Consider the following 24,117-nt stretch of genomic DNA (forward strand, 5'->3'; position numbering starts at 1 on the left):
AGCCGCGCTGGGCCATGGATGGCCCTTCGCGGCGGGCCCACGGAGCGTCGCCGGAGTGAGGGAACCTGAGGAACGAGGGCCAAACCAGGAGCAAAGCGTTTTTGGTTACTTTTGGGGCGCTCTTGCCAAAAGTGACCCGCCGTAAGGGCGGAACCCTAAGCAGCCGTTACCGCAGCAATGAATATTCCCGCAACCGGCAGGCCGAAGCATCTCTGCCCCTAGCAGCAAACCTACCGCAACGCCGAATACGCAGTAGGCGTCATAAACTGCACCTCAACCCGCTCCACAATAATCTTATGCGCTTCCGTCGCATTGCGCTTCTCCACCCACTCCGGATCCGCCTGAAACGCATTCCACTTCGTCTCACGCTCCGCCAGGCTCTCCCACTGCAACAAATACGTCAGCGACTGATTCGTCGGCCCCGACAGATTCGTCCAGAACCCGACCTGCTTGATCCCGTACTTATCGAAAAAACCCAACGTAATGCTGGTAAACCGGTCATGCAACGCAGGCAAACGGCCGGGAGCACAGTGATAAGTGCGCAATTCAACGATCATTCTTCTTCTCCTGTTAAGTGCTGCTGACAAAGATTGAAAGCAGGTGCCGCTGGTAAGAAACTGTAAATTAGCCTATTGACCGATTGTATGACAGTCCTATAGTTTTATCTCACCTGCTGGCCAATGTCATGCAGAACATTGCAGACACCGCCGCGACCCGAATTGACAAGAACATAAAAATCAAAGGGCACGAACATGACGCAACCCCAACGTATCGGCTTTATCGGACTGGGCATGATGGGCACGCCCATGACCGCCTGCCTGGCCAAAGCCGGCTTTCAACTGTTCCTCGCAGACGCCGATGCCGGTCGCCTGCGTGACGTGCAGGCGACCCTCAGCGCCAGCGCGCTGACCCCCGAAAACGCCAAGTCCCTCGACATCCTCATCACCATGCTGCCGAACTCGACCATTGTCGAGAACGTGTTGCTCGGCGAAGGCGGGTGGGCGGCGTCGCTGGCGCCACAGGCCGTGGTGATCGACATGAGCTCTTCGGAGCCTGCCCGTTCCCGTGATCTTGGCCAGACACTCAAGACCCTCAACCTTCAATACCTCGATGCCCCCGTTTCGGGCGGCGTGAAACGTGCCGTGGACGGCAGCCTGGCGATTCTGGTTGGCGGTGATGCCGAGGTGATGCAGCAGTGCCGCCCGGTGCTTGACGCCATGGGCAAGAACATTCTGCACATCGGCGACGCCGGATCGGGACACGCTGCCAAGGCACTCAACAATTTCGTCTCGGCTGCGGGCCTGATGGCAACGGTCGAGGCGCTGCACGTTGCCAAACGCTTCGGCATCGACCCCGGCGTCATGGTCGATGTGCTCAATGCGTCCAGCGGCGGCAGCAACACCTCGCTGAACAAGGCCAAGCAATTCATGCTCAGCGGCACCTTCGGTTCGGGCTTCTCCATGCAGTTGATGAACAAGGACCTGAAGATCGCCAAGGGCCTGTCGGATGCGCTGGAGTATCCGATGATTTTCGGCCAGAGCGCGATCAAGGTCTGGAACGATGTGGCGCAGGATGCCACGCCGACCACCGACCACACCGAGATGTACCGCATGTTGGCCAAAGAAGGCGAGTGAAGGAGTCCGATTCCATGTCACATGCCGCCAAGTTTTACATCGATGGGCACTGGGTCGAACCCGCGTCGCCCTCATGGTTCGACGTCATCGACCCGGCCACCGAAACCGTGGTCGAGCGGCTGGCGCTGGGCGATGCCTCCGACGTTGACCGGGCCGTGGTTGCTGCTCGCAAGGCATTGCCTGCCTACGCCCAGACCTCCGTCGCCGAGCGCATCGCGTTGCTGAAACGCATCGTGTCGATCTATGAGCGTCGTCAGGAAGAATTCGCCCAGGCCATGCGCATCGAGATGGGTTCGCCCATCACGTTTTCCCGCAAGTTCCAGGTGCCACGCGGTTGGCTGCACCTGAATCAACTTATCGAGGTGCTGCAACGCTTTCAGTTCGAAGAGGCTCAGGGCAGCACGCTGATCCGTCACGAACCGGTGGGCGTGTGTGGTCTGATCACGCCGTGGAACTGGCCGATCAACCAGATCGTGGTCAAGGTCGGTCCGGCCCTCGCGGCAGGCTGCACCATGGTGCTCAAGCCCAGTGAATACTCGCCGTTGAGCAGCCTGCTGTTCGCCGAAGTGCTGGACGAGGCGGGCGTGCCACCGGGGGTGTTCAACCTGGTCAACGGTGACGGGCCGGGTGTCGGCGCGGCGCTGTCGGCCCACCCGGACATCGACATGCTGTCGTTCACTGGTTCGACCCGTGCCGGGGTGCTGGTGGCCAAATCCGCTGCTGACACCGTGAAGCGTGTAGCGCAGGAATTGGGCGGTAAATCGGCCAATATTCTGCTCGACGACGTCAATCTGCAGGATGCCGTGACTCGCGGTGTCGCCGCGTGTTTCACCAACAGCGGCCAGTCCTGTTCGATCCCGACGCGCATGCTGATTCCGCGCAGCCTGATGGACGACGCGATCCAGATCGCCAAAACCGCCGCTGAAAGCTACAACGTCGGCGCCACGACGGACGAAAGCACGCAACTCGGCCCGCTGGTCAATCGCGCGCAATTCCGTCGGGTGCAGACGTTGATTCAAAGCGGCATCGACGAGGGCGCGCAGCTGGTGACCGGCGGCGTTGGCCTGCCGAGCGGTATCGAAAAAGGCTACTACGCCAGGCCCACGGTGTTCGCCCACGTGGCATCGGACATGACCATCGCCCAGGAAGAAATCTTCGGGCCGGTGCTGTCGATGATCCCTTACGACAGCGAGGCCGAAGCGATTGCCATCGCCAACGGCACGCACTATGGGTTGGCAGCGTACGTGCAATCCGGCGATCAGGACCGCGCCCGCCGCGTTGCCCGTCAATTGCAGGCCGGCAGCGTGCACCTGAATTACCCGCCTGCCGATTTCGCCGCGGCGTTTGGCGGGGTGAAGCGCTCCGGCAATGGCCGCGAGTGGGGCGAGTACGGCTTGCGCGAGTACCTGGAAGTCAAATCATTGGTGGGCTACGGCAGCTGAGTCGCTTCGGCGATTCAGGCCCAAGGCTCAAAAAAATTTGCCCGTTGCAACTGTATGACAATCAGTCGATCGTACGAATAAGGTGATCACAACATGAGTGACAACGAACGCTTCAACCAAGGTTTCAACAATCGCAAAGAAGTGCTGGGCGACCGCCACGTCGAAAAGTCGTGGGCCGCCGCCGACGACTTCAACCGGCCGATGCAGAAGATGGTCACGGAAGTCTGCTGGGGCGAGATCTGGGGCGACCCGACGCTCTCGTTCAAGACCCGCAGCATCATCAACATCGCCATGCTCACCGCCATGAGCCAGCACCATGAACTGGGCATTCACGTACGCGGCGCGCTGCGCAATGGCGTGACCCAGGACGAGATTCGCGCCGTGCTGATGCAGGCGGCGGTGTACTGCGGCGCGCCGTTAGGCCTGGCGGCCTTCCGCGTGGCGTCCGAAGCGATCAAGGCCTACGAGGCTGAAACCGCTGCCAGCTGAATGCTCCAACCTCCACCTCAATGCATGCGTCTCACAATAACTATAAGGAAACGCCATGAGCACATACGCCCCAGCCAGCTCGGCGGCTGAAACCGAACAGTCGATCGAGAAGAAGAGAAGGAACGCCATCAAGGGCGCGTTTTTCTCCGAATACATCGACATGTTCGACATTTACTTGCCGGTGGTGGTGTTGTCCCCGGTGCTGTTCTTCTTCCAACCCGCGCAACTGTCGCCCGGCATGGCCGCGATTCTGGCCTCGCTGGTGTTCATCACCACGTTGCTGGGCCGTCCGATTGGCGCCTTGCTGTTCGGCATGATCGCCGACAAGACCGGTCGCCGCATGGCCTCGATCTACTCGGTGTCCGGCTTCGGCGTGGTCACGTTGCTGATCGCCCTGCTGCCCGGCTACGAGACCATCGGCATCGCCTCGTATTGGCTGCTGGTGCTGTTGCGTTTCGTCGACGGGATTTTCCTCGGTGGCGGCTACACCGGTGCGATGCCCTTGGCCATCGAATATTCGAAGAAGCACCAGCGTGGCTTCGTCGGCGGCTTGATCATCGCCGGTTTCCCGCTGGCCTACGTCAGCATCAACCTGGTGGCGATGCTGATGTTCATGTTGTTCCCCCTCGACGGCCCCGGTTCTCCGTACGTGGTATGGGGCTGGCGGATTCCGTTCGTGATTGGCGCGGTACTGGCCGGTGTGCTGGCGCTGTACTACGTGTATGCCGTGTCGGAATCGGAAATCTGGGAAAGCGAAACCGGCAACAAACCCCGCGAGAAGCTGCCGCTCACTGACCTGATCCGAGGAAAAAGCGGCCGCAACCTGTTGCAAGTGCTGCTGATGATGACCGGCTTCTGGCTGACCCAAAACATCATCACCATCTTCCTGCCGACCGGGTTGCTGCGGAACACCTTGCACCTCTCGGGGCTTGAGGTGACCGGTACGCTGCTGATCGCCTATTCGATCCTGTTTTTCAGCTACATCGCCTCGGGGATGATCGGTCAGAAAATCGGCCGCCGGCGCTTCTTCGTCGTGCTGGGCCCGATCATCGCCACCGTCGGCGCCGCGATCATGTACGTGCTGGCCAACGTCCCGGGCCTGAGCCTGCCGGTGATCATCACCCTGGTCTGCGTGTTGTCGGTGCTGGTGACCGCGCCGTGGGGCGTGATCGTGACCTACATCAACGAGCGTTTCGTGACCGACGTGCGCGCTACCGGCTTCGGTGTCGGCTTCAGCCTGTCGGTGATCATCCCGTCGTTCTACGCCTTTTACATGGCGTGGCTGGGCGAATTCATGCCGTTCACCGTGACCCCGGCCGTGTTGCTGGTGATCGGCGGCGTGATCGCCACTATCGGTGCCTACATGGGGCCGGAAACCAAAGACGTGGATTTCTAGGATTCACAGCCCCCGTGGCTGAGGAGAGCAGTCGTGAAGAGCAAAACTGTGGGTTTCATTGGCTTGGGCAACATGGGCGGGCGCATGACGCGCTGCCTGGTGAACGCCGGGTTGAACGTGCTCGGCTACGACACTGACGCCGAGCGGGTCAAGGCAGCCGGAGCGCAGGTGGCGAAGTCCATCGCCGACGTGGCGTCCGAAGCAGGCGTGGTGCTGCTGTCGTTGCCTGACAGCAAAGTGGTGGAGGCGGTCGTCGAAGGGCCAAACGGTCTGTTGGCGCACTGCCGCGAAGGGCAGGTTGTCGTTGATCTGAGCACGGCGGCTGCGAGTTCGACCATTCGCCTGCATGGCCTGTTTGCCGAGCGCGGCGTGCAGTACGTCGATGCCGGGATTTCCGGCGGCGCGGCGGCGGCGGAAAAGGGCGCGCTGACCCTGATGGTCGGGGGCGATGCCGCGACGGTGGACGCCCTGGCCTGGGTGTTCGAACCCATCGCCAGCAAGGTGTTTCTGATGGGCGAGAGCGGCGCCGGGCACACCACCAAACTGCTGAACAACTTCCTCAACGCGGTCAGCCTTGCGGCCACCGCCGAGGTGATGGTGGCGGGCAAGAAAGCGGGCCTCGATCTGCATCGTCTGCTGGACGTGTTGAACAGCAGCAGCGGGGTGAACTTCGCCACGCAGAACCGTTTCCCGCACATCGTCGACGGCAATTATCTGGAAGGCGGCCTGACCGGCAAATTGATGAGCAAGGACGTGGTGCTGTACCTCGACCGCGTTCGTGAACTGGGCGTCGCGTCCCTCAATGCGTCGGGGCCGCTGGCCAGTTTCGGCCTGCAAACGGCGCTGGGTTACGGCGACCTGATCAGCAACCGAGTGGTGGACGCCATCGGCGACATGTCCGGTGGGGTACGTCTGCACGAATCGGCCAAAGGCAAGAGAGGAGAGAAGGCATGAAGGTTTTTCACGGCGCCGTCGAAGGCGCGATTTCAGAACAACGTGGCGCGACGTTCACTGGCGTGGTCTGGGCCGACCCGGTGATGCCGACCACCGATGGCGTGACCATCAACAACGTGTCGTTCAACCCCGGTGCCCGCACGTTCTGGCATCACCATGAGGTCGGACAGGTGCTGTACGTGACGTCGGGCAGTGGCTGGATTTGTCTGGAAGGCAGCGACCCACAGCCGATCCGTCAGGGCGACACGGTGTGGATCGGCCCGAACGAACGGCATTGGCACGGCGCCAATACCAAGAACTTCATGGTCCACACCGCCACCTCCATCGGCAAGACCGTGTGGCAGGAAGCGGTGGCAGATGAGGATTATTTGCGGTCTGCGGATTGATCCCAAAGGGCGGTAATTCCCTGTGGGAGCGAATTCATTCGCGATGCAATGTTTCAGGCGCCGCATGTGTATCGATCATGCGGCCCCATCGCGAATGAATTCGCTCCTACAGGTCCTGTAACGCTCCCCACTGTTCACGAGGAACACCATGAGCCTCACCGAAAAACAACAACAGGCCAAAACCGCATTTACGCGACATGGCGCATGGAATGAAGGCTGGGACAGTCTGTTGCGTCTGGACCCCGGTTTTGTCGAGGCGTATGCGAATTTTGCGTCGGTGCCGTGGCAGAACAATCACCTGCCGAACAAGGTCAAGTGCTTCATCGCGCTGGTCGCCAGTGCCAACGCCACGCACCTGTTTCAGCCCGGCATTCAGGAACACATTCACGCGGCGCTCCAGCACGGCGCCACCCGCGAGGAACTGACCGAAGTGTTGGAGCTGATCAGCACCGTCGGCATTCACGCGTCCAACGTCGGCGTTCCGGTGTTGCTGGAAGTGCTGGAAGAAGAGGGCATGCGCAATGGTCCTGAACCCCTCGACGCCCGGCGCGAGGCGCTCAAGGCCAGCTTCATCAAGAACCGAGGCTACTGGCACCCGTCCTGGGAAGGGCTGCTGGAGCTGGACCCCGAGATGTTCGAGACCTACGTCGAATTTTCGTCGGTGCCGTGGCGCACCGGCGTGCTGGAACCCAAGGTCAAGGAATTGATGTATTGCGCGTTCGACGCTGCGGCCACGCACCTCTATGTGCCGGGCCTCAAGCTGCACATGCGCAATGCCCTGCGTTACGGCGCGACCAAGGAAGAGATCATGGAAATGCTGGAGATCGTCAGCGTGATCGGCATCCACGGCGCGCAAATGGCCGCGCCGATCCTGGAACAGGCACTCAACGCGAGGGCTCGCGACGCCCGATGACGCCGCTACGCCCAAGATTCCTATAACAATAACGATGAGGAACACACATGAACGCAGCAGCCAGCATTGGCGCGCGCCTGGACCGGTTATCGCTGTCGGGTTTTCACTACCGTCTGCTCGGCCTGATCGCCGCCGGGATGTTTTTCGACTCCTTTGACATTTACATCGCCGGGTCGGTACTCGCCGCGTTGATCAACAGCCATGAATCCACACTGGCACTGAACGCGACATTCGTCTCGGTGACCTTCATCGGCATGATGTCTGGCGCGTGGCTGTCCGGCGTGTTGGGCGACCGCTACGGACGACGCTTCACCTACCAGTTCAACCTCGGGATCTACGGCTTCGCGTCGATTGCCGCCGCGCTGTCCCCCAACATGTACTGGCTGATCTTCTTCCGCTTGGTGATGGGCGTCGGCATGGGCGCCGAGATCGTGGTCGGCTATGGCACGTTGAGCGAATTCATCCCCGCCGCCTGGCGCGGGCGCTTCGGCACCATCCTCAACCTGATCATCAACACCTCGCTGTTTCTCGCGGCCTTCCTCGGCTGGCTGATCATCCCGCGCTTCGGCTGGCGCTGGATGTTTGCCATTGCGGGCGTGGGCGCGCTGATCGTCTGGTTCCTTCGGAAGAACATGCCGGAATCGCCACGCTGGTTGGCGTCCCAAGGGCGTCAGGAAGAGGCCGAGAAGATCGTGGCGAACATCGAAAGCCGCTGCGGCGTCGAGCCTGGCAGTGCCGTGCCGGTGACGATCACGGCGCGCGACGACACACCGCCTGCCCGGATTCGCGACCTGTTTTCCCGCCGCCTGCTGACCCGCACCATCACCGGCATCACCGTGCTGGTGGCGTTGTTCACCGTTAACTACGCTTTCGTCAGCTGGATTCCGACCTTTCTGGTGCAGCAGGGCCATAGCGTCTCCAACTCCCTGGGGCTGACCACCCTGATGTTCGCTGGAGGACCGTTGGGGTCGTTGATTGCCTTCGCCTTGGCGGAACGATTAGGACGCAAATGGGGCATCGTGCTGTTCTCGCTGGTGGGCATCGGTTTTGGCGTGAGCTACCCCTTCGCCGAGACCGAAACCGCGATCATCGCCGCCGGCTTCGCGATCACCGCGTGCATCTACGTGCTGTCGTCGTTGAGCGTGGCGAGTTATGTGCCTGAGCTGTTCCCGACCGAATTGCGCCTGCGCGGTGCCGGGTTGTGCAACGCCATCGGGCGCGGCGTGAACATCCTCGTGCCCTATGCCATCGCGTCGGTGTTCGCGGGTTTCGGCATCGTCGGCGTGATCTCGCTGATCGTCGGCACGCTGCTGTTGCAAGCCATCATCGTCGGCTCGATCGGCCCGGAAACCAAGAACCGATCGCTGGAAGACATCGCCGTGGCGCCGCTATCGGTGGTGGCGGCGGGGCAAGAAAAGCCTCACGAAATCAAGACCTGAAGACCGACCCTATCTGGAGTTTTTCCCATGAACACACCCTCGACCGTCAGACCGAACTGGACCGACCCCGAAGTGATCGTGGTGCGTTATGGCACCCGGCAGACCACCAAAAGCGAGTGCTATTACAATTTCCGCGCCTACCGGGAACCGGACGCGGAAATCACCATGGATTATTTTTTCTGGATCTTTCGCAACGCCGAGCAAACCATCGTCATCGACACCGGTTTCAGCCCGGAGGCCGCAACCGCACGCAAACGCCAACCGGTGGTGGCGCCTGCCGATGCGCTGGCCCGCCTGGGCATCGACCCTAAAGAGGTCAAGTTGCTGGTGTTGACCCACGCCCACTACGACCACGCCGGGAACTTGGGTCTGTACCCTAACGCGAAGATCGTCATGTCGCGCAAGGAGTTCGACTTCTGGGGCACCGACATGGGCAAGCGCCCGCAATACGGTCACCACATCGACCCGTTGGATATCGAACGCATTCAGGCGCTGCACCGTGAAGGCCGCATTACTTTGCTCGACGAAAAACAGAACACGCTCATCCCCGGCATCGAGCTGTACGAACTCGGCGGCCACACGCCAGGGCAGATGGCGGTGGTGGTGGAAATGCCCGAAGGCCCGGTGATCCTCGCATCGGATGCCATTCACTATTACGACGAACTGGAGCAGGACCGGCCCTTCGCCGTGCTCGACAGCCTGGCCGACATGTATCAGGGCTACGAGCGCATTCGCGAATGGCTGCAACGCCCCGGCGCGGTGGTGATTCCCGGCCATGACCCGGACGTGATGAACCGCTTCGCGCCGGTCGATCCGAGCGATCCGTCGTTCGCGGTGCGCATCGACGCCCACGGAGCCGGGGTATGAAAGGGCGCACGGCACTGGTGACCGGGTCGTCCGATGGCCTGGGGCTGGCGATGGGCACCGGGCTGGCCGCAGCGGGTTACCACGTTGTGCTGCACGGTTTGGCCATGCCCGATGAGGTACGCGGCACCTGCGAAGAACTGATACGCACTCACGATGTGCAAGTGCGTTACGTGCGCGCTGACCTGTCCACACCTGAAGGCGTCGAAGCGCTGATCGCAGCGGCGGGGCCGATCGATGTGCTGGTCAACAACGCGGTGATCCGGCATTTCGCGCCGCTCGAAGACTTCCCGCTGGCGAGGTGGGATCAGGCAATGGCGGTAAACGTCACGGCGGCCTTTCTGGCGATTCAGCGGGTGTTGCCGGGCATGCGTGAACGGCAATGGGGGCGCATCTTTAACCTGTCGTCCGCCTATGGCTCGCGGGCCATCGCCAACCGCATCGATTACGTGACCACCAAGACCGCGCTGCTGGGCCTGACCCGCGCCGTGGCGGTGGAAACCCTGGGGCAGGGCATCACGTGCAACGCCGTGTGCCCCGGCTCGGTGATGACGCCGAACATCGACAGCCGACTGACCGCGCTGATGGCCGAAAAACAGCTCGACCGCCAGACCGCTACCGTAGAGTTTCTGCAGGGCAAACAGGCCACAGGGCGCTTTGTCGAGGCCAGCCACGTGGCGGATTTGATCGTCTACCTGTGCAGCGAATCGGCAGGGTCGATCACCGGCGCGACATTGCCGGTGGATGACGGGTGGATGGCGGGGTGAGCGATGCTGAACATGACCCTTGGAAAACGGAACTGCCCATGACTCAAAGCCTCAGCCTAGAACTCGCTCATTTCATCGAACGCACCACCTGGTCGGACATTCCCGCCCACGTGCGTCACGAAGCCCATCGCGCATTGGTGAATTATTTCGCGGTGTCGCTGGCCGGTTGCAGCGACCCGGACGTGGCGAAAGCGGCGACGCTGTTCGCGCGCTTCAACGCAGGCGGCGCGGCCCACATCATCGGTCGTGCGGAAGTCATGGACATGCTCAACGCGGCGTCGCTGAATGCCATGAGCGCCAATGTCTTCGACTACGACGACACGCACATTCCGACGATCCTGCACCCGACGGCACCGGTGGCCGCCGCGTTGTTCGCGCTGGCGGAAACGCAGCCTGTGAGCGGCGAACAGCTATTGCTGGCGTTCGTGTTGGGCGTGGAAGTCGAGTGCCGGATCGCCATGGCGATTTCCCCCGAACACTACCGGCGCGGCTGGCACATCACTTCGACCTGCGGGGTGTTCGGTGCGGCGGCGGCCATCGGCAAGGTGCTCGGCCTCGACGCCGGGCAATTGGTCGGCGCATTTGGCAATGCCAGCGCACAAGCCAGCGGGCTGGTGGAAACCCTCGGCAGCGCGGCGAAGAGCATGGGCGTCGGCAATGCCGCGCGCAATGGCCTGCTCTCGGCATTGCTGGCACAGGACGGGTTCGTCGGGCCAGACCAGCCACTGGAAGGTGAGCGCGGTTTCTTGAAGGTGTTCGGTGAACAGCCGCGTTTCGACGAAGTCAGCGTTGGGCTGGGCGAGCGCTGGGCCTTGATGGCGAACACTTACAAACCCTATCCCTGCGGGGTGGTGCTTAACCCGGTGATTCAGGCGTGCCTCGAACTGGCGCGGGATCGCACGTGGGGGCTGGACGACATTCAGCGCATCGAACTCACCGGGCATCCGTTATTGCGTCAACGCACCGATCGGCCTGACATTCGCTTCGGCCGGCAATCCCAAGTCAGCGCGCAACACGCCGTGGCGGTCAGCCTCGCGACGGGCATGGCCGGCCTGGCGGAATTCAGTGACGCAGCGGTGAGTGATCAACGGCTGCGGGGGTTGTATGAACGTGTGCATTTCGTCGATGACGCTGACTACTCGGTGGAATCTGCGCAAGTGCGGATCACGTTCAATTCTGGTTCGGTCCTCACGCGAACCGTCGACGTTTCCCTCGGCAGCCTCGACGCGCCCCTCAGCGATCATTTTCTCGAAGACAAACTCCGCGACCTCTCCGATTACGGCCGGTCCGGATGCGAACCGCAACCGCTGATCGATGCGCTCTGGGCGCTGGAACAGGCAACCGACGCTGGCGCGCTGATGCGCCTGGCCAGTCTCTGACAGACAGGAAAACACTTATGAGCAATCAATTGCTGGGCTTCATCGGCGTAGGCGTCATGGGACGGCCCATGGCGCGGCGGCTGCTGGAACAGGGCCGTTCGCTGGTGATTTACGACAAGGATCAGGGCGCGCTGGATGAACTGGGGGCCTTGGGCGCGAAGGTCGCGGGCAGTGTGCGGGAGGTGGCGGACAGCGCCGAAATCATTTTCACCAGCCTGCCAAGCCCGGTGATTTTCAAGGCCGTGGCTTTGGGCGCTGACGGGATTATCGAAGGGACTTCCGTGCGCATTCTGGTGGACCTGTCTACCGTCGGTTCCCGTGCGGAACAGGAAGTCGCCGAAGGGCTCGCCGCGAAGGGCATCGATACCGTGGACGCGCCCGTGAGTGGCGGCGCTGCCGGGGCGAAGAAAGGCACACTGGCGCTGATGGTCGCGGGCAAACCGGCAGCGGTGGAGCGCGTGCGCCCGCTGTTCGATGCCTTCGGCAAAGTGTTCATCGTTGGCGAGCAACCGGGGCAGGGCCAACTGCTCAAGCTGCTCAACAACATGCTCTCGACCACCGCGTTCGCGATCACCAGCGAGGCCTTCGTCGCGGGCGTGAAAGGCGGCCTGGACCCTGAGGTCATGATGGCGGTGATCAACGCGGGCAGCGGCAAGAACGGCGCGACGATGGACAAATTTCCCAAGCACGTCTTGCCGGGCACCTTCGATTTTGGCTTCCCGATTTCCAGCGTCTGCAAAGACGTCGGGTTGGCTGTTGAAGAATGCCAGGCGCTGGGCGTGCCGATGTGGCTGGGGAACGCGGCGCGGCAACTGTGGAACGTCGCCGCGCAACAGGACGGCGGACACCGAGACCTGACCGATCTGGTGCGCACCGTGGAAGGCTGGTCGAACCGCTAGTCCAGCGTTCGTCCCTTGGTTTCCGGCAACAGCAGCGCGCTGATCAGCACCACGCAGTAAGCGCCGCCAGCGAACATGCCGATGGCCAGCCCCAACGAGGTCTTGGCGCTGAGGTAGCCCACCAGGGTTGGAAACAGCGCGCCGATGCCACGCCCGAAGTTATAGGTGAAGGCCTGGCCATTGGCGCGCAAGGCGGACGGGAACAGTTCGGTGAGCATGGCCCCCAGCCCGCCGAAAATGCCGGAAGCCGCCAGACCGAGGGGGAAGCCCAGAAACAGGATCTGATTGTTGGTCAGATGCATCTGCGTGTAGGCGTAAATGGTGATCCCGGAAAGGATCGAAAACAGGATCAGGTTGCCGCGCCGACCCAGCCGGTCGCCGAGGTAGGCCCCACACAGATAGCCACAAAACGAACCGCTGATGATCACCAGTAAATAGCCGCCGGTCCCGATTACTGAAAGGCCGCGCTCGACTTTGAGGAACGTTGGCAGCCAGGTGGTGATTGCGTAATACCCGCCCTGAATCCCGGTGCACAGCAAGGCTGCGAGCAACGTCGTGCCCACCAGCCCCGGCGAGAAAATGGCCCAGAACGAACGCCGCGCTTCGCCTTCGGCCTGACGTTTTCGGGTATCGAGGAACACTTGCGGTTCCTTGACGTTTTTACGGATGAACAGCACCAGCAACGCGGGCAGCACCCCCACCCAGAACAGGCTGCGCCACGCCCATTCTTCGGGCAGCAGCGAGAACGCCAGCGTGTAGGCCAGCGCCGCGATGCCCCAGCCGACCGCCCAACCGCTCTGCACGGTGCCCACCGCTTTGGCGCGGATGTCGGAGCGAACGATTTCTCCCATCAATACCGACCCCACCGCCCATTCGCCACCGAAACCGAGGCCTTGAAGCGCTCGCAGCACGAACAGTTGCTCGAAGCTCTGGCTAAACCCTATGGCCACGGTACACAGCGAAAACCACAGGATCGTCACTTGCAAAATGCGCACGCGGCCATACCGGTCGGCGAGGATGCCGGCAAGCCAGCCACCGACCGCCGAAGACAAGAGGGTCACGGTGCCGAGCATGCCGGCCTGGCCTTTGTCGATATCCCACAGGTGCATCAACGTCGAGATGACGAAGGTGAACACCATGAAATCCAGCGCATCCAGGGTCCAGCCGCCAAATGCAGCGAGGAACGTGCGGCGCCCATTCGTGTCGAGCTCTCGGTACCATTTCATTGTTGTTTTTATCCTGAAATCGGTGGTTGTCATGCCAAGCCGTTGCGCCAGCAGCGGGCACAGGGCTCAGTGGTCAGGGGTGATGTCACTCGGGAAGCCGTAGAGTCGAGCAGGGTTGTCGACCAGGACTCGACGGCGATGCGCGTCGTCCGGCAGCCATTCGGCGAGCAAATTGCGCATCAGCCCGGTGTCGACCATGGGATCAATCGCGACATGGGGCCAGTCGCTGCCCCAAAACATGCGTTCCGGTGCCGTCTTGAACAGCTCGCGGGCCCAAGGGGTGACGTCGGGGTAGCCATCGGGCCGGTCGCTGATGCGATAGGCCCCTGACAGCTTGGTCCACCAGCCCTGATCGCCGATCATCTGCTGCAACGCTTTGAAACCGGGTGCCGAAAGACCGTCGGCCACGGGCATGTGACCCATGTGATCGATCACCACCGGGCAGGGAAGCGTTTTCATGCGGGGCATCAGGTCAGGCAGATCACGCACGTCCATCAGAAACTGCATGTGCCACCCCAGTGGCGCAATCCGTGCGGCCAGTCGCTCCATGCTGTCGAAGCCGACGCCGCCCCCAAACAGCACGTTCAGACGTACACCGCGCACACCCAGGCGGTGCATGCGCAGCAGTTCGGCGTCCTCGATTTCCGCATCGACGACCGCCACGCCTCGCAAGCGCTCGGGATGGCGCTCAAGCACGTCGAGCATGTAGCGGTTGTCGGTGCCGTAGACGCTGATTTGAACCAGCACGCCGCGACTCATGCCCATGCGGTCGAGCATCGCCAGGTACTCCGCTTCCGGCGCGGGGGGCGGGGTGTAGCTGCGACCTGCCGCGAACGGAAACTCGCTGGAGGCGCTGACCACATGGGCGTGGGTGTCGCAGGCGCCGGGAGGCACGCTGAAGGTGCTGACTTGCGAGGTTTCAAACGGCGCAAGGCACAGCGCCGTGGATTGGGCAGGCGCGCGATGATCAGACATGAGACGGGTCCTCGGACTGTTTATCGACTGCATCATTGATAATCTGCAATGGGTTTCCCCATGATGGGCGTGGGCATCTTGACGCAAACCTCTATCGGAGTTTCAGATGATTCAACTGCTGGCGTTGCACGGTATTCAGGGTTCGCGGCAAGGCTGGCTGGGGGTGGCGCGCAGCCTCGACGGCGCCTGCGAAGTCGTCGCGCCCAACCTGCGTGGACGTGGCGAAGCGTTTCGCGGTACCCATGCCGACGACTACCGGTTGCAGGGTTTCGTCGACGATGCGCGTGCGGCCGCCGATCAACTGGGCGAAGCCGGACCTTTTATCCTCGCGGGCTGGAGCATGGGCGCCTCGGTGGCGCTGGAGTACTTGAGCGACCCCCGTGCACGACGCCCCCGGGCGCTGATTCTGATTTCCGCCACCCCTTGCCTGGCACGGGTCAACTGGTTTCGCAGTGACGGCCCCGCGCTGCTCGATGAGATTGCCGAGCGCGAACGTCGGCTCTCCATCAAAGGGGGCGCCGACCACGACGCGGTGGCCTGGACCTGGCAATCGATCCGGCACACCGACCAACGCTCGATGCTGCCCGGTATCGACCTGCCGACCCTGATCATTCACGGCAGTGACGATCAGGATTGCCCGCTGGAGCATGCCCATGAACTGGCACATGGCATGCCCGGCGCCCGGCTGACGGCGATCGAGGGCGGCGGTCATAGCCTGTTGACGCAACATACTGAACAGGTGAGCGAGCATATCCAGTCCTTTCTCCGTGTCTTGGGGTAGGCGCCGTGGACGCGCTCACGGCGTGCGCTGTGCCGCCGATGTCGATTGCATGGCGATGACGTCAGGCTCGTCCTTGAGTGACATGCGTTCGATTTTGCCGACGATCACCAGGTAACAGAACATCGCCAGCAAGGCGTTTGCCGCCACGAAAATCAACGCCCATTCGAACGAACCGGTGGCCTGCAAAATGAAACCGATCACAATCGGCGTGGTGATGCCGGCGGTGTTGCCGAAGCCGTTGAACATCCCGCCACACAACCCGGCGATCTGCTTGGGCGCGGTGTCGGCGACCACGGCCCAGCCCACGGCGCCGAAACCCTTGCCGAAATACGCGATAGCCATCACCGCCACCACCAGCCATTCGGCGTCGATGTAGTTACAGGCGATCATGCTGGTGGACATCAGCATGCCCAGCACCAGTGGCGCTTTGCGCGAGACCGTGAGGGAATAGTTCCGGCGCAGCATGGCGTCGGAAATGATCCCGCCCAGCACGCCCCCGAGAAATCCGCAGACGGCGGGAATCGAAGCGATCAGCCCGGCCTTGAGAATCGACATCCCGCGCTCCTGCACCAGGTACACCGGGAACCAGGTCAGGAAGAAATACGAGAGCGTATTGATGCAGTATTGGCCGATGAATACGCCCAGCATCATGCGATTGGTCAGCAGTTGCTTGAAGTGGGTCCAGCGGGGGCGGGTGAACTCGTTCTTGACGCCGATCTGGTCCATCTCGATCAGGCCGCCGCCGCTGGCAATGTGCTGCAGTTCGGCTTCATTCACGTCGGGGTGCTGGCGAGGCGCATGAATGGTCTTCAACCAGATCGCCGCCATCAGCATGCCCAGGCCGCCCATCACCACGAACACGTAATGCCAGCCGTAGTGGAAGGTAATCCAGCCCATCAGCGGAGCGAACAGCACGGTCGCAAAATACTGTGCGGAAGTGAAGATCCCGGCCGCCGTGCCGCGCTCTGCGGTCGGAAACCACGCCGCCGCGATTCGGCTGTTGCCGGGGAACGACGGCGACTCCGCGAGCCCGACGATGAAGCGCAGGATGAACAGCGCCACGACGATGGCGCCCACGCTGAGAAAGCCGACGAAGCCTTGCATCAAGGTAAACACCGACCACAGAAAGATGCTCCAGGCGTACACCCGTTTGGAGCCAAAGCGATCCAGCAGCCAGCCACCGGGAATCTGCCCGATGACGTAGGCCCAGGCGAATGCCGAGAAGATAAAGCCCATCTGCACCGGGGTCAGGCCCAGGTCCTTTTGCAACGTGGACCCGACAATCGACAGTGTGGCGCGGTCGGCGTAGTTCAGCGTGGTGACGATAAACAGCATCAACAGAATCAGGTACCTGATTCGGGTAGGGCGAGCGGTCATGACGACGGTCCTTTTTTATTGTTAGAGCCCGTGCGTCGCTGCCTCTGACCGAGGCAGCGGCGTACATCCGTGGAAAACCGTGGCGATCAGTCGCTGGCAGGCACCCGCGCGATCATCTGCGGCGGGCGCAGGAATTCGAAATCGCAGCCTTTGTCGGCCTGGGTGGTCTGCTCGAAGAACAGCTTGCGATAGCCGCGTTCGGCACCTTGCGGCACCGGGCGTACCCACTCGGCCTTGCGCCGTTCAAGCTCCTCCGCGGACACCTTCATTTCGATGCAGCGGTCGGCCACGCTCAGGCGAATCCGGTCGCCATTGCGCACCAGGGCCAACGGGCCACCGAGCGCCGCCTCGGGGGTGACGTGCAGGACGATGGTCCCGGCAGCGGTGCCGCTCATGCGGCCGTCCGAGATACGCACCATGTCCTTGACCCCGGCCCGGGCGAGTTTCTTCGGGATCGGCAAATAGCCCGCTTCCGGCATGCCCGGCGCGCCAATCGGGCCAATGTTCTTGAGCACCAGAATGTCGTCCGCGTTGACGTCCAGATCGGGATCGTCGATGCGGGCCGTCATGTCTTCGGAATTCTCGAAGACCACCGCGCGGCCTTCGTGCTCCATCAGCACCGGGTCGGCAGCAGATTGTTTGATGATGGCACCGTTGGGCGCCAGATTGCCCTTGAGAAAGGCGATGCCACCGGCCGGGTAAATCGGATTGGCGAACGTGCGCACCACGTCCTGCTTGAACGACGGCACGGCGTCGAGCTCTTCGCCCAACGTGCGCCCGGTCACGGTCAGCGTGTCCAGGTGCAGCTGCGAGCGCAGTTCACGCAGCACCGTCTGCAGGCCGCCCGCGCGGTGCAGGTCTTCCATGTAGTGCTGGCCCGAAGGCTTGAGGTCGACCAACACCGGGGTTTCGCGACTCATGCGGTCGAAGGCTTCAAGGTCAATCTCGAACCCCATGCGCCCGGCGATGGCGGTGAGGTGAATGATGCCGTTGGTCGAGCCGCCGATGGCGAGCAGCACGCGCAGGGCGTTTTCGAAGGCTTTCTCGGTCAGGATTTTGTCCGGCGTCAGATCGGTCTGGGCCATGATCACCGCCTGGCGCCCGCTGAGTTCGGCGATGCGGATACGGTCGGACGTCACCGCCGGTGGCGAGGCGCCCCCCGGCATCACGATGCCCAGGGCTTCGCCGATGCAGGCCATGGTGCTGGCGGTGCCCATCACCGAGCAGGTGCCCACGCTGGCCACCAGTTTGTCGTTGACCTCGGTGATTTCCTGCTCGTCGATCTGATCGCCGCGGTACTGACCCCAGAATCGGCGGCAGTCCGTGCAGGCGCCAACCCGTTCACCCCGGTGGCCGCCGGTGAGCATTGCCCCCGTCACCAATTGCACCATCGGCACATTCGCCGAGGCCGCGCCCATCAGTTGCGCAGGCACTGTCTTGTCGCACCCGCCGATGAGCACCACGGCATCCATGGGCTGGGCTCGGATCATCTCTTCGGTGTCCATGGACATCAGGTTACGCAGGTACATGCTGGTCGGTTGCGAGAAGCTTTCGGCGATGGAAATGGTCGGGAAGTCGATGGGCAGGCCGCCCGCCATCATCACCCCGCGTTTCACCGCTTCGATCAATTGCGGCGCATTGCCGTGGCAGGGGTTATAGCCGCTGCCGGTGTTGGCGATGCCCACGATGGTGCGGTTCAGCGCGTCGTCGGTGTACCCGGCGCCCTTGATGAAGGCTTTGCGCAGGAACAGCGCGAACCCGGTGTCGCCGTAATTGGTCAGGCCCTTACGGATGCCCAGCGGTTTGATAACGGGGTTGTGATCAGGCATGGTCACCTCTGTCGATTTTATTATTGGGGATATTATTGATAATCCGTGAAGGCGATGAAATCATGAATGGGCCGGGCGATGCAAGCGCCGCGATGTTTGGACGTCATGCTCATTCGAAGCTGCGGCGGACGAGGGTTTGTGGCAGTCTGGCGCAGTCAATCCACTCAAACCGAGCGCAATCCCCCGTTATGCATTCTATGGAATTCGATGACCCACAAAGCGGCCTGGAACGGGCCGTCCAGACGCTTGAAGAAGAAATCGTGCTGGGTTTCCTGCACCCGCGTGAGCGCCTGGTGGAGGATGAGTTGCTGGCGCGTTTCAATCTCAAGCGGCATGTGGTGCGGCAGGTGCTGGTCGAGCTTGAGCGCATGGGGCTCGTGGAGCGTAAACGCAATGTCGGCGCGCTGGTACGGGCATACACCATCAAAGAAGTCGAAGACCTGTACGCCGTTCGCGAGCTGCTTGAATGCCAGTGCGTGCAGTTGATCCGCTTCCCGGTGCCGGAAGAGAAAATGCAGGCGCTGGAGGCGACCCAACGTGAACACGACGCTCAGGTAACCGCTGGCAATTTACGGTTGGTGTTCCGCGCCAACATGAGCTTCCATCGGCAGCTGTTTGCGCTGTCCGATAATCCCGTATTGGTCGCTGCCATCCAGGACCATGCGCAACGGGCGCACTCTATTCGCTCATCCTCGCTGGTGCTGCCTGAGCAGCTTGAGCGAGCCCGTCGCGAGCATTGGCAGATCATCGAAGCCCTTAAGGCAGGCGACTCGCATTGCCTGGTCGAGTTGTGCCGGGCGCACCTGGCACCGTCGCGGGATGCGTACGTCGAGGCCTACCATCGACGTGCGGGGCTCGTCACGCAGACCGAACCCAAACACCTGAGCGCCTGATCGCCGGACTCGGTGAATGGAACGTCGTTGTTGAGTCACTGTTTATGGAACCGGGCGGGCGCGGGTGCCACCTAGGGTAATCGCTCTCAGGACCCGCCCCCCATGCCACCTGCCTCGACCCCACTTTTGGGGCCCACTTTCGTTCGCCATGTCCGTTTCGGTTCGCTGGCCCTCGCCATGCTCTGCGCCGGTTGCCAGACCCTCGACCATGAGGTGCTCGGTTATCCGTTGCCGCCTTCGGTCGAGCGCACTCCGCGACTGGTGGCCGGGCTCAATCGTTCGCCGGACGTCAGCGTCCGTCCGCGCCCTCGCGTCATGGCGGCGGCGTATGACGGCAGTGATATTTGGGGACGGCTGGGGCAGGGGTTCAGCCTGGTGGACGACACGGGGGAGAACCCGCGCATCGTCCGCCAGCGTGACTGGCTGTTGAGCAATCCCGGTTTCTTGCGCAACGCCAGCCTGCGCGCCAGCCCCTATCTGCATTTCATCGCCGAAAGCCTGGACCAGCGGGGCATGCCTGCGGAGCTGGCGCTGCTGCCCATTGTCGAGAGCGCCTACAACCCCAAAGCCAACTCGATCAAGGACGCGGCAGGGTTGTGGCAGTTCATGGCGGCCACCGGGCGCGACTTCAATTTGCGACAGACTGCCTGGTATGACGGTCGACGCGATGTCGTGGCGTCGAGCAAGGCGGCCATGGATTACCTCACGCGCCTGCACGATCAGTTCAACGGTGACTGGCTGCTGGCGATGGCGGCGTACAACGCGGGCGAGGGCACCGTCAGCCGGGCGGTCGAGGCCAACCAGCAACATGGCCTGCCCACCGATTACTGGCACCTGAACCTGCCGAAAGAAACCCAGGATTACGTGCCACGGCTGCTGGCACTGTCGATGCTGGTGCGGGAACCGGAGGTGTACGGCGTGCAGCTCAGCCCCGTGGCCAATGCGCCGTATTTCACTGCTATCGAACTGACCCGTCCCGTAGACCTCAGCCAGTTGGCGGCCAGCGCCGGGGTGGACGAGGCGGTGCTGCTCGGCCTGAATCCGGCATACCTGCGCAAAAAAACCGTCGATGGTCCCACCCATCTGCTCGTGCCCAAGGACCAGGCGCAGCAACTGTCCGCCAGCCTCGCGAAAATGGGCCCGTATGGGTCACAGGCGTCAAGTGAAGCGCTTGCGGCGACCACCTCGCCGGTATCGCCGTCCGTCCGGTTGGCGCCCTGAGGGCGGAACTCGCTCCACCGATCGCCGTGACCCGCTTCGGTGCACCGCTGCAAAAAAAGCGTGTTGGTAACCGTACGGATACAAACCTTCCTGAGGCAGGCATTTAGCGCTTCAAGCCTGCTGTGGTGTCGCCGGGCCATATATTCGTTCATCTAAATCGTGGCATACGCCGTGAACTTTTTCGCACCCTTGTACCCTTGCTGATACAGAGCGATTTATCGTGTTTCAGAAATATCTTGAAACATCGCATGAGTATTTGTTTCGCGAATGCCTCGTTATCACAGGTCGCCGCTCGTCATCGCGTAGGGGGTCCTTAGTTATGTCGCAGTCGACACGAACAAGAAACAAAGGCCGCGTTGCGGTGCTCAGGTGGCGGAAATCGGCCACGTCGCGTCCACGCAAACCCCCGGAATACAGGGGCGTTCAGGCGGAGTTGCTGAATGGATAAAGCACCGTTCGGAAATCCGAATGGCCTTAGTTGGATTTCCGAATGTTTGAACGGTATAGAAAAGAGTGCGTGGCCTTTATTAAGTTGTCGCCACTGAGTCATTTAAAGTGTCGCGCTAACGTTAAAGCTGAACGAGGGGAGTTGAGGTAAAGAAGGAGTCACTTTGTATTCAGAAAGTGAGTGTTAAGGAAGGTGTAAGTGAGCGTGACTTTAAATGCAAACATGACGATGTTACTTGGAGAACTAATAGCCGCTTGAACTAAGTCCGCTGACGAGGGGTGATGGTTTTCTGACGAATACAAGGAAACCGGGGGCTGGGCGCACTGAAATGTAGCATAACCCATTGATTGTTAATATATTGTGATAGTCGATGAGAATTATTTTGCGCTATCGATGCCCTGTTAAAACATTGCCTTGAGCGAGGCAAGTCTTAAATTTAAATACGCGTTTGAAAGGGGCTGTGCATGTATTAGTTGCGCGGAAGAGTGCAGTCATATTGATATCACTGGGGAACCTTGTGAACCTGTTCTCATCAAGCGCGGGAACTAAAATTAATTATTGCTGCCTTTGTAATGCGTGGTACTAATAACTCGCTTGCACCCAATTTGAGAGGTATCGATGAAGGACGAAATCGATGTAAGCGGCTGGGCATCTTTAGGGGCAAATACAACGCTGGATGTTCATCAGATAGCGTTGAATACAGCGAGTCTGAGCATGGACCTGCTGCTGTGCGGCGAGACCGGAACCGGCAAGGACACGTTGGCCAAGGCCATTCATGAGCTATCGGGTCGGACCGGTGCCTTCGTCGGCATGAACTGCGCGGCAATCCCGGAATCGCTCGCCGAGAGCCAGTTGTTCGGTGTGGTCAACGGCGCGTACACCGGCGTCAGCCGAGCACGTCAGGGGTACATCGAAGCAGCCTGCGGCGGCACGTTGTACCTGGACGAAATCGACAGCATGCCCCTGAGCCTTCAAGCCAAGTTACTGCGCATTCTCGAAACCCGCGGGATCGAACGCCTGGGCTCCACCGCATTCATCCCCGTGGACTTGCGGGTCATCGCTTCGGCGCAACGGCCGCTGGATGAACTCGTGGAACAAGGGCTGTTTCGCCGCGACCTGTTCTTTCGCCTCAATGTGCTGACGATCCAGATGCCAGCCTTGCGCAACCGTCGCGAACAGATCCTGCCGTTGTTCGACCAGTTCACCCAGTCCATCGCCCGCGATTTCAACCGCTCGGTTCCTTCACTGGACACCGGTCTGGTGCAGGTGCTGTTGAGCCACGCGTGGCCCGGCAACATTCGCGAACTCAAGTCGGTGGCCAAGCGCTTCGTCCTCGGTTTCCCATTGCTGGGTGCCGACATCGAACCGGATCGTGATCCTGAAACCGGCCTCAAAACCCAGTTGCGGGTGATCGAAAAGATGCTCATCGAGGACGCGTTGAAGCGCCACAAACACAGCCTCGATGCCGTGATTCAGGAGCTGGAGATTCCCCGGCGTACCCTGTATCACCGCATGAAAGAACTGGGCCTTAGCTGCCTCGCGGTATCCGATCCGCTGTTTTCGTAACACCTGACGCCTGTTGTCCCACGAATCGCTCGGCCCGCCCGCAGCGACGGGCGCTTGCAGGCGCGTGAACTGCCAGAGGTTGGGGATGAGTGTTTACGATTTTTTTGAAGATGAGCCCGCCGATGACCATCAGGTGCCGAACCTGACAGTCATCGCCCAGAGTATTTCGCAACTGGGCATTGATGTGCTGCTGTCGGGGGAAACCGGCACCGGCAAAGACACCGTGGCGGAGCGCATCCACGGGTTGTCGGGGCGCAAGGGGCGTCTGGTGGCGATGAACTGCGCGGCCATTCCGGAGACGCTGGCCGAGAGCGAATTGTTCGGCGTGGTCAGCGGCGCCTACACCGGGGCGGACCGTTCCCGCGTCGGGTACATCGAAGCGGCGCAGGGCGGGACGTTGTACCTGGATGAAATCGACAGCATGCCGTTGAGTCTTCAGGCCAAGCTGTTGCGCGTGCTGGAAACACGTGAGCTTGAACGGCTGGGGTCGACCACGTCGATTGCGCTGGATGTGTGCGTGATCGCCTCGGCGCAGCACGCGCTGGATGAGTTGGTGGACCAAGGGCGGTTTCGCCGGGACCTGTATTTTCGGCTCAACGTGCTGACGCTGAAACTGCCGCCATTGCGGGCGCAGCGTGAGCGGATCATTCCGCTGTTTCGGCGCTTCGCGCTGTCGTCCGCCCGTGAGTCGGGACGGGTGATGCCGGAGGTGAGTACGGTGTTGCGGCATGTGTTGTTGAACCATGACTGGCCGGGAAACATTCGTGAGCTGAAGTCGGCCGCCAAGCGGTTTGTGCTGGGGTTTCCGTTGTTGGGCGAGGAGCCTGGGGAAGAGGGCGAGTCGTCGACAGGGTTGAAATCGCAGATGCGGGTGATCGAGAAGGTGTTGATCCAGGCAGCGTTGAAGCGGCACAACAACAGTATTGATGCGGTGAGCCAGGAACTGAACATTCCCCGGCGGACGCTTTATCACCGGATGAAGGAGTTGGATGTTTGAGGGTGTTTTTTCGAGGTGTGTGAATATCCATTTCCTCGGGTTTTGCCTAACCGCAGAAGCGTTTCGCCTTCGGCGAGTTACTTTTGAAAAGCACCAAAAGTAACCAAAAGTGCCTGCTCCTGGTTGGGTTCCTCCTTCGTCGGAATACCCTCACTCCGGCGACGCTCCGTGGGCCCGCGCCGAACGGACATCCATGTCCTTGCGGCGCTCTCGCGGCATCCATGCCGCTCGACCCACTCCGC

General features: G+C 61.5%; 21 protein-coding genes and 1 pseudogene. 17 read left to right on the forward strand and 5 right to left on the reverse strand.

Going from position 1 to position 24,117, the window contains the following annotated elements; all coding sequences use genetic code 11:
• Positions 1-230: 230 nt before the first annotated feature.
• A complete protein-coding gene (locus ACIQAL_RS16145) occupies positions 231-557 on the reverse strand; it encodes an NIPSNAP family protein (RefSeq protein ID WP_401147079.1) in 327 nt (108 codons plus the stop codon).
• 195 nt (positions 558-752) lie between these two features.
• Here ACIQAL_RS16145 and ACIQAL_RS16150 point away from each other — a divergent pair, with 195 nt between their 5' ends.
• From ACIQAL_RS16150 to ACIQAL_RS16205, 12 genes are all read left to right on the forward strand, one after another.
• Positions 753-1,634, forward strand: coding sequence for an NAD(P)-dependent oxidoreductase (locus tag ACIQAL_RS16150; protein ID WP_401147080.1), 882 nt, complete (start codon positions 753-755; stop codon positions 1,632-1,634).
• Positions 1,635-1,648: 14 nt separating this feature from the next.
• On the forward strand, positions 1,649-3,076 hold the full coding sequence (locus ACIQAL_RS16155) for an aldehyde dehydrogenase family protein (RefSeq protein ID WP_401147083.1): 1,428 nt from the start codon (positions 1,649-1,651) through the stop codon (positions 3,074-3,076).
• A 93-nt stretch (positions 3,077-3,169) separates the two neighbouring features.
• Complete coding sequence (locus ACIQAL_RS16160; RefSeq protein WP_401147085.1) at positions 3,170-3,565, forward strand: carboxymuconolactone decarboxylase family protein; 396 nt, start codon at positions 3,170-3,172, stop codon at positions 3,563-3,565.
• 55 nt (positions 3,566-3,620) lie between these two features.
• Positions 3,621-4,961 (forward strand): MFS transporter, encoded by a 1,341-nt coding sequence (locus tag ACIQAL_RS16165; RefSeq protein WP_401147088.1) that lies wholly within the window; start codon positions 3,621-3,623, stop codon positions 4,959-4,961.
• Between the two features lie 33 nt (positions 4,962-4,994).
• A complete protein-coding gene (locus tag ACIQAL_RS16170; protein ID WP_401147090.1) occupies positions 4,995-5,915 on the forward strand; it encodes an NAD(P)-dependent oxidoreductase in 921 nt (306 codons plus the stop codon).
• Complete coding sequence (locus ACIQAL_RS16175; protein ID WP_401147092.1) at positions 5,912-6,301, forward strand: cupin domain-containing protein; 390 nt, start codon at positions 5,912-5,914, stop codon at positions 6,299-6,301. Before ACIQAL_RS16170 ends, ACIQAL_RS16175 begins: the two co-directional genes overlap by 4 nt.
• Before the next feature lie 148 nt (positions 6,302-6,449).
• The gene (locus tag ACIQAL_RS16180) at positions 6,450-7,214 is read left to right on the forward strand and encodes a carboxymuconolactone decarboxylase family protein (RefSeq protein ID WP_401147095.1); all 765 of its coding nucleotides are present in this window, start codon (positions 6,450-6,452) and stop codon (positions 7,212-7,214) included.
• Between the two features lie 47 nt (positions 7,215-7,261).
• The gene (locus ACIQAL_RS16185) at positions 7,262-8,653 is read left to right on the forward strand and encodes an MFS transporter (RefSeq protein WP_401147097.1); all 1,392 of its coding nucleotides are present in this window, start codon (positions 7,262-7,264) and stop codon (positions 8,651-8,653) included.
• 27 nt (positions 8,654-8,680) lie between these two features.
• Positions 8,681-9,520: an N-acyl homoserine lactonase family protein gene (locus ACIQAL_RS16190; protein ID WP_401147100.1), complete on the forward strand. Its 840-nt coding sequence runs from the start codon at positions 8,681-8,683 to the stop codon at positions 9,518-9,520.
• A complete protein-coding gene (locus tag ACIQAL_RS16195; protein ID WP_401147103.1) occupies positions 9,517-10,284 on the forward strand; it encodes an SDR family oxidoreductase in 768 nt (255 codons plus the stop codon). Before ACIQAL_RS16190 ends, ACIQAL_RS16195 begins: the two co-directional genes overlap by 4 nt.
• Positions 10,285-10,322: 38 nt before the next feature.
• Positions 10,323-11,663 (forward strand): MmgE/PrpD family protein, encoded by a 1,341-nt coding sequence (locus ACIQAL_RS16200; RefSeq protein ID WP_401147105.1) that lies wholly within the window; start codon positions 10,323-10,325, stop codon positions 11,661-11,663.
• Between the two features lie 17 nt (positions 11,664-11,680).
• Positions 11,681-12,562, forward strand: coding sequence for an NAD(P)-dependent oxidoreductase (locus ACIQAL_RS16205; protein WP_401147107.1), 882 nt, complete (start codon positions 11,681-11,683; stop codon positions 12,560-12,562).
• Here the strand turns inward: ACIQAL_RS16205 and ACIQAL_RS16210 are convergent.
• Positions 12,559-13,788: an MFS transporter gene (locus ACIQAL_RS16210; protein ID WP_401147110.1), complete on the reverse strand. Its 1,230-nt coding sequence runs from the start codon at positions 13,786-13,788 to the stop codon at positions 12,559-12,561. The two genes, ACIQAL_RS16205 and ACIQAL_RS16210, sit on opposite strands and share 4 nt — an antisense overlap.
• Positions 13,789-13,854: 66 nt before the next feature.
• Positions 13,855-14,763 carry an amidohydrolase family protein gene (locus tag ACIQAL_RS16215; RefSeq protein ID WP_401147113.1) on the reverse strand — a complete coding sequence of 303 codons (909 nt, stop codon included), beginning with the start codon at positions 14,761-14,763 and terminating at the stop codon, positions 13,855-13,857.
• A 106-nt stretch (positions 14,764-14,869) separates the two neighbouring features.
• Between ACIQAL_RS16215 and ACIQAL_RS16220 the strand changes: the two genes are divergently transcribed.
• The gene (locus tag ACIQAL_RS16220) at positions 14,870-15,544 is read left to right on the forward strand and encodes an alpha/beta fold hydrolase (protein WP_401147115.1); all 675 of its coding nucleotides are present in this window, start codon (positions 14,870-14,872) and stop codon (positions 15,542-15,544) included.
• A gap of 15 nt (positions 15,545-15,559) precedes the next feature.
• Here ACIQAL_RS16220 and ACIQAL_RS16225 read toward each other — a convergent pair whose 3' ends face one another.
• Both ACIQAL_RS16225 and ACIQAL_RS16230 read right to left on the reverse strand, forming a co-directional pair.
• Complete coding sequence (locus ACIQAL_RS16225) at positions 15,560-16,921, reverse strand: MFS transporter (RefSeq protein WP_401147118.1); 1,362 nt, start codon at positions 16,919-16,921, stop codon at positions 15,560-15,562.
• A gap of 86 nt (positions 16,922-17,007) precedes the next feature.
• A complete protein-coding gene (locus ACIQAL_RS16230) occupies positions 17,008-18,750 on the reverse strand; it encodes an IlvD/Edd family dehydratase (RefSeq protein WP_401147121.1) in 1,743 nt (580 codons plus the stop codon).
• Between the two features lie 188 nt (positions 18,751-18,938).
• On the opposite strand from ACIQAL_RS16230, the gene ACIQAL_RS16235 reads away from it, so the two are divergent.
• From ACIQAL_RS16235 to ACIQAL_RS16250, 4 genes and pseudogenes are all read left to right on the forward strand, one after another.
• Entirely contained in the window at positions 18,939-19,643 is a 705-nt protein-coding gene (locus ACIQAL_RS16235; protein WP_401147123.1) for a GntR family transcriptional regulator, read from the forward strand.
• A gap of 102 nt (positions 19,644-19,745) precedes the next feature.
• A pseudogene (locus ACIQAL_RS16240) lies at positions 19,746-20,843 on the forward strand (transglycosylase SLT domain-containing protein); the annotation flags it as partial.
• Positions 20,844-21,930: 1,087 nt separating this feature from the next.
• The gene (locus tag ACIQAL_RS16245) at positions 21,931-22,878 is read left to right on the forward strand and encodes a sigma 54-interacting transcriptional regulator (protein ID WP_401147126.1); all 948 of its coding nucleotides are present in this window, start codon (positions 21,931-21,933) and stop codon (positions 22,876-22,878) included.
• A gap of 85 nt (positions 22,879-22,963) precedes the next feature.
• The gene (locus tag ACIQAL_RS16250; protein ID WP_401147127.1) at positions 22,964-23,875 is read left to right on the forward strand and encodes a sigma 54-interacting transcriptional regulator; all 912 of its coding nucleotides are present in this window, start codon (positions 22,964-22,966) and stop codon (positions 23,873-23,875) included.
• Positions 23,876-24,117 lie beyond the last annotated feature (242 nt).

Origin of the sequence: Pseudomonas sp. NPDC088368 (genome assembly GCF_044753445.1) — a bacterium.
GTDB lineage: Bacteria > Pseudomonadota > Gammaproteobacteria > Pseudomonadales > Pseudomonadaceae > Aquipseudomonas > Aquipseudomonas bambusae.